Origin of the sequence: Actinomadura sp. (assembly GCF_044508335.1) — a bacterium.
GTDB lineage: Bacteria > Actinomycetota > Actinomycetes > Streptosporangiales > Streptosporangiaceae > Spirillospora.
On sequence record NZ_JBIQHY010000008.1, the window covers coordinates 20,258 to 29,254 of the forward strand.

The window sequence follows — 8,997 nt, forward strand, 5'->3', positions numbered from 1 at the left end:
ACGATTAACGAAGCGACGACGAGGACGGCGGACGCCCGGCCGGACGCCCGGCCGGACGCCCGGCCGGGGCTCGTCCTGGCCGCGGTGGCCGTCGTGCAGTTCATGGTCTCCTTGGACCTGTCGGTCGTGAACGTCGGGCTTCCGCAGATCGGCGCCGGCCTCGGCTTCAGCGCGGTGGGCGTGACCTGGGTGATCCACGCCTATGCGCTGACCTTCGGCGGCCTGCTCCTGCTGGGCGGCAAGGCCGCCGACCGGTACGGCCGCAGAAGGGTCCTGCTGCTGGGGCTCGGGCTGTTCGGGCTCGCCTCACTCCTCGGCGGTCTCGCGCAGGTGCCCGGCCATCTGGTCGCCGCCCGCGCCGCGCAGGGGGTGGGCGCCGCCATGCTGGCCCCCGCCGCGCTGGCGCTGCTGACCGAGGCGTTCCCCACGGGCCGCGCCCGCGTCCGGGCCTTCGGGATCTGGAGCGCGGTGAACGCCGCCGGCGGCGCCCTCGGCGTGCTGATCGGCGGCGTGCTCACCGAGTACGCGAGCTGGCGCTGGGTGATGTTCGTGAACGTGCCGATGGCCGCCGCCGCGCTGGCCATGGCGTGGCGGGGCATCAGGTCCGCTCCGGCGCCCGCCCGCGGCGGCCGCCCGGACGTGCTCGGCGCCGTCCTGGCCACGGGCGGCCTGACCCTGCTGGTGTTCGGCGTGGTCCGCACCGAGCAGAACTCGTGGACGTCGCCGGCCACCGTGGCGACGCTGGCGGCCGCCGCCGTGCTGCTGGCCGCGTTCGTCCTCGTGGAGCGGGGCACGCCCCGCGATCCGCTGGTCCGGCTCGGCCTGTTCGCCAACCGCTCGGTGACCGGCGCGAACGCCGTCAACCTCCTGGTCGGCGGGGCCATGGCCTCGTCCTTCTACTTCATGTCCCTCTACCTGCAGCGGGTGCTCGGCCACGGCGCGGCGCTGACCGGGGCCATGTTCCTGCCGTTCGCCCTCGGCGTGATCGCCGGCTCCGTCCTCGCCGTCCGGATCGGCTACCGCGCCGCCCCCCGGACCGTGCTGGCCGGCGGCGCGGCGATGACCGCGGCCGGGTTCGCCTGGTTCGGCCTGATCAGCTCGGACGGCTCGTACGCGAGCGACGTCCTCGGCCCGTCGATCGTCGCCAGCGTCGGGATCGGGCTCTGCCTCGCGCCGCTCGTCTCCACCGCCACCGCCGGCGTCGCGTCCCACGAGACCGGCGTCGCCGCCGGCCTGCTCAACAGCTCCCGCCAGATCGGCGCCTCGCTCGGCCTCGCGGCCCTCGGCACCGCCGCCCACCACCGCACCGGCGGCATCGTCACGCCCGCGACCCTCAACGACGGGTACGCGCTCGGCATGGTCCTCGGCGCGGTCCTCCTGGCCTCCGCGGTCCTCATCGCCCTGGCCGTCCTGCCCCGCACGGGCCCGCCGGCGCCGCGGCGGGAAGGAGGCCCGGAATGACCGTCACCCCGATCGACCTCTTCTCGTCCTCCGTCCACCTCCAGCGAGGCGGCACCATCCGCGCGGGAGGCGGAGCGGGCGGCGGGGACGGCTGGCGGTTGACCGCGGTCCACGCCAAGACCGGCGAGGACGTCCACGCCGACCACTGGGAGATCCATCCCGAGGCCGAGGAGGTCGTCTCCTGCCTGATCGGCAAATTCCGCCTCTACCTGCGCCCGGAGCGCCCGGGGGAGCGGGAGGAGGAGATCAGGCTGACCGCCGGAACCGCCGCCGTCGTCCCGCGTGGGCGCTGGCACCGCATCGAGCTGGACGTGCCCAGCACCGTCATGGCCGTCACCCTGCCGCGCGGCAGCCGCCGCGAGAAGCGGGAGGGAGGGGGATGAGCGGGAGCGTGACGGGGCTGCTGCGCCCCCACGCGCGCAGCTTCGCCGCCATCGTGGCCCTCCAGGTGATCGGGGCCGTCGCGGGCCTGGCGCCGCTGCTCGCCGTCGTGGAACTCGGCCGGACCCTCCTGGCGCCCGGCCCGGTCGACCACGGGCACGCCTGGACCGCCGTGGCCGCGGGCGCGGCCGGCCTGTTCCTCCGGCTGCTGTTCACGGCCGCCTCGTCCGGGCTCGGGCACCTCCTGGACGTTCGCGTGCAGCTGTCGTTCCGCCGCACGCTGGCCGAGCGGCTGGGGCTCGTCCCGCTCGGCCGGCTCTCCCGGCGCCGCACCGGCGAGCTGGCCAAGGTCGTCGGGGACGACGTGAGCGCGGTGCACCCGTTCATCGCGCACACGCCCTCCGAGCTGGTGTCCGCGTTCGCGGTGCCGCTCGTGTCGCTGGTCTACCTGTTCACCGTCGACTGGCGGCTCACGCTGGTCACCCTCGTCCCGGTCGCGCTGGCGCTGGCGCTCGTCCCGCTGATGATGACCCCGGCCCGGTTGCGCGAGCAGCGGGAGTTCGACGAGGGCATGGCGCGGATCTCCGACTCCGTCGTCGAGTTCGTGCAGGGCATCGCGGTGGTGAAGGCGTTCGGCGGCGGGGAGCGCGCCCACCGCGGGTTCACCGCGGCCGTGGACGACTTCGTCCGCTCCTTCTACCGCATGGTGCGCGGCCTGTCCCCGGTCGCCGCGGCGATGCAGGCGGTGCTGTCGCCGCCGTTCGTCCTGGCGACCGTGCTGACCGGCGGGACGGCGATGATCGCGGGCGGCGGCATGCCCGCCGCCGACCTGCTGCCCTTCCTGCTGCTCGGGCTGGGGCTGACCGCCCCGGTGGAGGCCCTCGGCCACGGCTTCGACGACATGCAGGCCGCCCGCCGCGCGGTCGGCCGGATCCGGGACGTGCTGGCGTGGCCGCCGCTGCCCGAGCCCGCGCGCCCGGCCGCGCCCCGCGGCCACCGGGTGGAGATGACCGGCGTCCGGTTCGGATACGACGCCGGCCGGGAGGTGCTGCGGGGCATCGACCTGGTCCTCGAACCGGGCACGTTCACCGCCGTCGTCGGGCCGTCCGGGAGCGGGAAGTCCACGCTGGTCCAGCTGCTGCCGCGGTTCTTCGACCCGGCCGCCGGATCGGTCCGCCTCGGCGGCGCCGACCTGCGGGAGATCGCCGCCCGCGACCTCTACCGCGCGGTCTCCTTCGTCTTCCAGGACGTCCGCCTGCTGCGCGCGTCGGTCGCCGACAACATCGCGCTCGCGGTCCCGCACGCCGGGCGCGGCGACATCGTCCGCGCCGCGCGGGCGGCGAACGTCCACGACCGCGTCCTGGAACTGCCGCGCGGATACGAGACGGTCATCGGCGACGAGGTGCGGCTGTCGGGCGGCGAGGCGCAGCGGATCGCCCTCGCCCGCGCGCTGCTCGCCGACGCGCCCGTCCTGGTGCTGGACGAGGCGACCGCCTTCGCCGACCCGCTGACCGAGCGGGCGGTGCGCCGCGCCCTGGCGGAGCTGAAGGGCGACCGGACGGTCCTGGTCATCGCCCACCGCCTGGAGACGATCGCCGGCGCCGACACCGTCGTCGTCCTGGAGAACGGCGCGATCACCGAACGCGGCGCACCCGCCGAGCTGCTCGCGCGCGGCGGGAGGTTCGCCGCGCTCTGGCGCACCCACCGCGCGGCGGCGCACGGGATCGGCGCCGCCGACGGGATCGGCGCCGACGACACCGCACTGCGAGGAGCCGGCCTCCGATGATCAGAATGCTGCTGCGCGTGCTGGGACCGGAGTACGCGCCTCCCGTGCGGCGCACCGCGGCCCTGATGGCGGTGACCGCGGCCGCCGAGGGGCTGTCCTGCGCGCTGCTCGTCCCCGTGCTCCGGGAGCTGTTCGGGGACGCGCCGCGGGACGCGTGGCCGTGGCTGGCCGCGTTCGGCGCCGCGGTCGCCGGGTGCGCGGTGCTGCGCTACGCCGCCGACCTGGCCGGCTTCCGCGCCGGGACGACGCTGCTGCACGGCATGTACCACCGGCTCGGCGGCCATCTGGCCCGGCTGCCCGTCGGCTGGTACGGCGGGGGCCGCGTCGGCGAGCTGTCCGTCCTGGCGGGCGGCGGCGTCCTGCGGGCGATGAGCGTGATCGCGCACATGCTCGGTCCGTTCGTCTCCGCCTGCGTGACGCCTCTCTCGATCGTCGCCGTGATGCTCGCGTTCGACTGGCGCATGGGCCTCGCCGCGCTGGCCGCCGTACCGGTCGTCGCGGTGGTGCACGTCTGGGCGGGCCGCTCGACGGCCGCCGCGGACGCCGAGCACCACGAGCGCGCCGACGAGGCGGCGGGGCGCGTCATCGAGTACCTCCAGGCCCAGCCGGTGCTGCGGGCGGGGGGCCGCGCCGCCGAGCGCTTCCGGCTGCTCGACGACTCGCTGGACGGGCTGCGCCGCGCGTCCCGCCGCTCCGCGCTGTCGGCGCTGCCCGGGGCGCTCGGCCTGAACCTCGCCGTGCAGGCGGCGTTCACCGCGATGCTGGTGCTGGGCGCCTATCTCGCGCTGGGCGGGCGCATCGGCGCGGCGGAGGTCCTGGCGATGCTGGTGCTCGCCGCCCGCTGCGCCGATCCGCTGCTGTCGCTGTCGTCCATCGGCGGCCGGATGCGCGCCGCCCGCTCCGACCTGGCGCGGCTCGACGCGGTGCTGCGCACCGAGCCGCTGCCCGAGCCCCGCGAGCCGGTCCGGCCGGTGCGGCGCGACCTGGAGTTCGAGTCGGTCACGTTCCGGCACGGCGGCCGCACGGTGATCAGGGACCTGTCGCTGTCCGTGCGCGAGGGGGAGCGCCTCGCCATCGTGGGGCCGTCCGGCGCGGGCAAGAGCACGCTGCTGCATTTGCTGGCGAGGTTCCACGACGTGGACGCGGGCGCGGTACGCGTGGGAGGCGTGGACGTGCGCGCGATCGGCACCGAGGCGCTCATGGCGCAGATCGCCGTCGTCTTCCAGGACGTCTACCTCTTCGACGGCACGATCGAGGAGAACGTGCGCCTGGGCCGCCCGGACGCCGGCGGCGCCGAGGTGCGGGCGGCGGCGGCCGCGGCGCGCCTGGACGAGGTGATCGAGCGGCTCCCCGGCGGGTGGGCGGCGCGCGTCGGCGAGGGCGGCGCGCTGCTGTCGGGCGGTGAGCGCCAGCGCGTCTCGATCGCGCGGGCGCTGCTGAAGGACGCGCCGATCGTGCTGCTGGACGAGGTGACCTCCGCGCTCGACCCGGTGAGCGAGGCGGCCGTCCACGAGGGCGTCGAGCGCCTGATGGCCGGGCGGACGGTGGTGATGGTCGCGCACCGCCCGCGGGCCGTCCGGCGTGCCGACCGCGTCGCCCTCCTGGACGGCGGCCGGATCGTGGAGGAGGGCGGCCACGCCGAGCTGCTCCGCCGCGGCGGCCGCTACGCCAAGTTCTGGAGCGCCGCGGAACCGCCCGGCCCGCCGGTCGGCGGATAAGGGGAGGCCGCCGCCCGGGGCCGCGGCCTACGATCGCGGGATGGAGTACGACGTACGGCCGGCGCGCCCGGCGGACCTGCCGGGCCTGGCGGACATCGAGAACTCGGGCGATGCGATGTTCGCGGAGATCGGGATCGTCTTCCCGCCCGGCCCGACCGTGGTCGAGCAGGTGATCGGCAAGGGCGCCGACATCGTGGTGGCGGGCGACCCGCCGGTGGGGTTCGCGGCGGTCGAGGAGGTCGACGGGGCCGCGCACCTGGAGCAGATCTCGGTGCGCGGCGACCTGACGGGCCGCGGGATCGGCGTCCGGCTGCTGGACGAGGTCATGGCGCGCGCGGCGGCGGCCGGCGCGCCCGGCGTCAGCCTCCTGACGTTCCGGGACGTCCCGTGGAACGGCCCCTGGTACGCCCGGCACGGGTTCGCCGGCCTGCCCGAGGAGCGGTGGGGGCCGGGCATCAGGTCCTACTGGGACGCCGAGATCGAGGCCGGGCTGCACGAGCTCGGGCCGCGCGTCGTCATGTGGGCGCCGCTCGCCTAGCGGCCCGCCGTCGCGGGAGCAGGCGATGGCCCGTGTACCCGAGCGGCACGCCCGGCCCCAGGCGAGGATCCCGTCGGCGAGTCGGCCGGACCAGGCGATCGGGCCGACGAGCGGCACCGGAATGTGGGCGTTCAGACCGGCCGCGAGGCCGGTCAGTGCCGCGAGCATGCGTCCTTTCCGCTGACTCATCGTCGGTCCTCTGGACGCGGGGCTCCGCGGCCGCGCTCCAGATCAAGATCTACAATGTAAAGACGGGAACCCGGGACGGTTCACGGACGTCTGGCCGATGGACGCGGAAGGAGGACGATGACCAGCCCGGTGACGTGGATACGCGACCGTCTCGGCGAGCGGAACGCCGCGATCGTCCTCCTCGTGGCGCTGCTGGCGCTGGCCGTCGTCCCGCTGGTGGCGCTGCCGGCTGTGCGCTGCGAGGTCTTCGGCGCCGGATGCCGGGCGCCCGCGCCGGAGAAGCGCGCCGACCCCGTCGCCGCCCACCGGGCGCCCACGCCCCTGGAAGCGGCCACCCGCGGCGCCTACGTCGCGCTGGGGGACTCCTACTCGGCGGGTGTCGGCGCGGAGGCGACCGCGGCCGACCACAACCCGCTCGACCGCTGCCACCGCACGTCCAAGGCGTACTACCACGAGGTCGCCCGGACGTTCCGCTTCGCGAAGGGCTCCTCGTTCTGGGCCTGCTCCGGCGCCACCACCCGCGACGTCCTGAAGGGGCGCGGCGGGGAACCGCCGCAGATCGGCCGCATCGGGCGCGACACCAGCCTGATCACCATCAGCATCGGCGGCAACGACGTCGGCTTCTCCAAGGTGCTCGCGGGATGCGTCGTCAAGTTCCCGTGGAGCAAGGGCTGCACGAGGCAGGGCACGGAGATCGCCGAGAAGATGTCCGACCTGCGGCAGAACCTCTCGGGGCTGCTCGCCGAGATCACCGCGAGGGCGCCCTACGCGCGGGTGATCGTGATGGGTTATCCGAAGGCGTTCTCCGAGGTCAGCGGCGTCGACGGGGACAACATCACGGTGTCGGACCAGCGCTGGCTGAACGCCCGCGCCTACGACCTGGGGCGGCTGATCCGCCAGACCGCCGCCGAGGCCGACGCGCGCAAGGTCGCGACGCACGCTCCCGGCAGCGTGGAGTTCGTCGACGCCTACAGCGCGTTCGCCGGGCACGAGGTCGGCAGCCGGGACGCGTACATGAACGGCCTGGCGGTGAAGCTGCCGGCGCTCGAGGCCGAGCCGCGCAGCTACCACCCGACGATCGCCGGCCAGCACGCCCTGGCCCGGCTGTTCATCGACCAGATCCAGAGGGGCCCGGGCCGCCCGCTGTCCTAGCGGCCTGCGCGGCGAAGCCGTCCCCGGCGTCGTCCGCCGGGATCTCGGGGCCGGGAGACCGGCCGGCACGTCATCGCCGGGTCAGAGGGGATCGCCGAGCGGGCCGTACTCGTCCACGAGGGCGGTGGCCCAGTGGACGAACGCGAGGTCGAGCCACCACTGCGTGAGCCACGGCCGGGGGATCGCGCTCGGCGGATCGACGGCGACGGGCTCGGGCGGAGGCACCGCCCCATCGTCCCACAGTGATCACTTGTCAGGTCGTCCCTGACGTCCTAGCGTGTCAGGGCAACCCTGACGAAAGGGAGGAGCGATGACGGTCCAGTGCACGTTCTGCGGCAAGCGGCACACCCAGGTCGAGCGGTTGGTCGCCGGCCCGGGAGTGCACATCTGCAACGAATGCGTGTCCCTGGCGGACGCGATCATCAAGGAGTACGAGGACAGGCCCGTCGAGCTGCGCCTGCCGCCCTGGGAGTCGCTGAGCGACGACGAGATGCTCGACCACATCCCGCGCGTCGCCGCCGCCGTCGCCCAGGTCGAGGCCGATCTGCGCTCGTGGGTCCAGGAGCTGCGCCGCCGCGGGGTCACCTGGTCGCGGATCGGCGGGGCGCTCGGCATCACCCGCCAGTCCGCCTGGGAGCGCTTCTCCGGCGAGGACTGAGTCAGCCGGACGGGACCAGCTCGATGATCGAGTGCTGCCCGCCCGGCCCGGTCGACCCGACCCGCAGGCCGGCGGACGCGGCCAGTTCGCCCAGCTCGTCCAGGGTGCGCTCCCTGCCGCGGACGTAGCACAGCATGCGCAGGTCGCCCTCGGTGTCCCGGGTGGCGCCCTGGACGTTGGCGACGTGCTCGACGACGAGCACCTTGCCCGTCTCCCCGGCGGCGTCGGCGCACCGCCGCAGGATGCGGGCGGCGTGCTCGTCGTCCCAGTCGTGGAGGACGCCCGAGAGCAGGTATCCGCCCGCCCCGGCGGGCAGGGCGTCGAAGAAGCTGCCCGCCCGGGCCTCGGCGCGATCGCCCAGCCCGGCCTCGGCGATGGCCTCCTCGGCGCGCGCGACCGGCCCGGCCAGGTCGATCACCGTCCCGCGCAGGTGTTCGTGGGCGCGCAGGATGGCGATGAGCAGGGTGCCGTTGCCGCCGCCCACATCGACCACGTGCCCGAGTCCGCCCCAGGGGTAGGCGGCGGCCAGGGCGGGCGCCTCCTCCACCAGCCGCCCTCCCATCAGCGCGTCGAACGACGCCGCCCGGTCCGGGTCGGCGGACAGGTCGTCCCAGTAGTCGCGGCCGAAGTGGCGGGGGAACGCGGGCTCACCGGTGCGGACGGTGTGGAGCAGTTCGACGAAGCACAGGTCGGCGCGCCCGATGGCCCCTTCCAGATCGAGCCAGGCCCGCAGGCCGCCGGGGGCGTCGTCCCGCAGTTGCTCGCCCAGCCCGGTCAGGCGGTAGTCACCGGTCTCGGCACGGGAGACCACACCGGCGGTGACCAGGTGCCCGAGCAGGCGCCTCAGCGCGTCGGGTTCGGCGTGCGCCGCCGCGGCGAGCGCCTCGTCCGTCCGCGTACCGGCCGCGATGTGATCGGCCAGCCGCAGCGTGGCCGCCACCCGGATCGCCATCGGAGTGACCAGATCGGCCGCCGCCCACAACGCCCCGCCCCACCCGGACGCCTCGTCGCCCATACCCGCCTCCTCGCAAGCCCGCGGCCCGACGGCCGACGTCGCCACGAACGCTACAACCGGGGTCCGTCAAAAAGGGGGCGGCCGCCGGGGACGCCTCAC

Annotated in this window: 9 protein-coding genes; 7 read left to right on the top strand and 2 right to left on the bottom strand. The window is 75.3% G+C overall.

The features are described 5' to 3' along the window. Positions 1-93: 93 nt before the first annotated feature. From ACIWVC_RS05065 to ACIWVC_RS05090, 6 genes are all read left to right on the top strand, one after another. A complete protein-coding gene (locus tag ACIWVC_RS05065) occupies positions 94-1,461 on the top strand; it encodes an MFS transporter (RefSeq protein ID WP_396453854.1) in 1,368 nt (455 codons plus the stop codon). Beyond that, positions 1,458-1,844: a cupin gene (locus ACIWVC_RS05070; RefSeq protein ID WP_396445748.1), complete on the top strand. Its 387-nt coding sequence runs from the start codon at positions 1,458-1,460 to the stop codon at positions 1,842-1,844. The genes ACIWVC_RS05065 and ACIWVC_RS05070 overlap by 4 nt, the downstream gene beginning before the upstream one ends. Continuing rightward, complete coding sequence (locus ACIWVC_RS05075) at positions 1,841-3,628, top strand: ABC transporter ATP-binding protein (RefSeq protein WP_396445749.1); 1,788 nt, start codon at positions 1,841-1,843, stop codon at positions 3,626-3,628. Before ACIWVC_RS05070 ends, ACIWVC_RS05075 begins: the two co-directional genes overlap by 4 nt. Further along, complete coding sequence (locus ACIWVC_RS05080) at positions 3,625-5,346, top strand: ABC transporter ATP-binding protein (protein ID WP_396445750.1); 1,722 nt, start codon at positions 3,625-3,627, stop codon at positions 5,344-5,346. The genes ACIWVC_RS05075 and ACIWVC_RS05080 overlap by 4 nt, the downstream gene beginning before the upstream one ends. Positions 5,347-5,386: 40 nt before the next feature. Next, positions 5,387-5,884, top strand: coding sequence for a GNAT family N-acetyltransferase (locus ACIWVC_RS05085; RefSeq protein ID WP_396445751.1), 498 nt, complete (start codon positions 5,387-5,389; stop codon positions 5,882-5,884). Positions 5,885-6,190: 306 nt separating this feature from the next. After that, positions 6,191-7,225 carry an SGNH/GDSL hydrolase family protein gene (locus tag ACIWVC_RS05090; protein ID WP_396445752.1) on the top strand — a complete coding sequence of 345 codons (1,035 nt, stop codon included), beginning with the start codon at positions 6,191-6,193 and terminating at the stop codon, positions 7,223-7,225. 81 nt (positions 7,226-7,306) lie between these two features. Here the strand turns inward: ACIWVC_RS05090 and ACIWVC_RS05095 are convergent, their stop codons facing one another. Next, the gene (locus tag ACIWVC_RS05095) at positions 7,307-7,450 is read right to left on the bottom strand and encodes a hypothetical protein (RefSeq protein ID WP_396445753.1); all 144 of its coding nucleotides are present in this window, start codon (positions 7,448-7,450) and stop codon (positions 7,307-7,309) included. A gap of 85 nt (positions 7,451-7,535) precedes the next feature. On the opposite strand from ACIWVC_RS05095, the gene ACIWVC_RS05100 reads away from it, so the two are divergent. After that, positions 7,536-7,883, top strand: a complete 348-nt coding sequence (locus ACIWVC_RS05100) for a ClpX C4-type zinc finger protein (RefSeq protein WP_396445754.1) — start codon at positions 7,536-7,538, stop codon at positions 7,881-7,883. 1 nt (position 7,884) lies between these two features. Here ACIWVC_RS05100 and ACIWVC_RS05105 read toward each other — a convergent pair whose 3' ends face one another. Beyond that, positions 7,885-8,898: a methyltransferase gene (locus ACIWVC_RS05105; protein ID WP_396445755.1), complete on the bottom strand. Its 1,014-nt coding sequence runs from the start codon at positions 8,896-8,898 to the stop codon at positions 7,885-7,887. Between the last annotated feature and the right edge of the window lie 99 nt (positions 8,899-8,997).

Bases quoted from the DNA above. Each gene is read 5' to 3' on its own strand.
- ACIWVC_RS05100 (WP_396445754.1), top strand. From the start codon at position 7,536: ATGACGGTCCAGTGCACGTTCTGCGGCAAGCGGCACACCCAGGTCGAG.
- ACIWVC_RS05090 (WP_396445752.1), top strand. From the start codon at position 6,191: ATGACCAGCCCGGTGACGTGGATACGCGACCGTCTCGGCGAGCGGAAC.
- ACIWVC_RS05105 (WP_396445755.1), bottom strand. From the start codon at position 8,898: ATGGGCGACGAGGCGTCCGGGTGGGGCGGGGCGTTGTGGGCGGCGGCC.
- ACIWVC_RS05075 (WP_396445749.1), top strand. From the start codon at position 1,841: ATGAGCGGGAGCGTGACGGGGCTGCTGCGCCCCCACGCGCGCAGCTTC.
- ACIWVC_RS05085 (WP_396445751.1), top strand. From the start codon at position 5,387: ATGGAGTACGACGTACGGCCGGCGCGCCCGGCGGACCTGCCGGGCCTG.
- ACIWVC_RS05070 (WP_396445748.1), top strand. From the start codon at position 1,458: ATGACCGTCACCCCGATCGACCTCTTCTCGTCCTCCGTCCACCTCCAG.
- ACIWVC_RS05080 (WP_396445750.1), top strand. From the start codon at position 3,625: ATGATCAGAATGCTGCTGCGCGTGCTGGGACCGGAGTACGCGCCTCCC.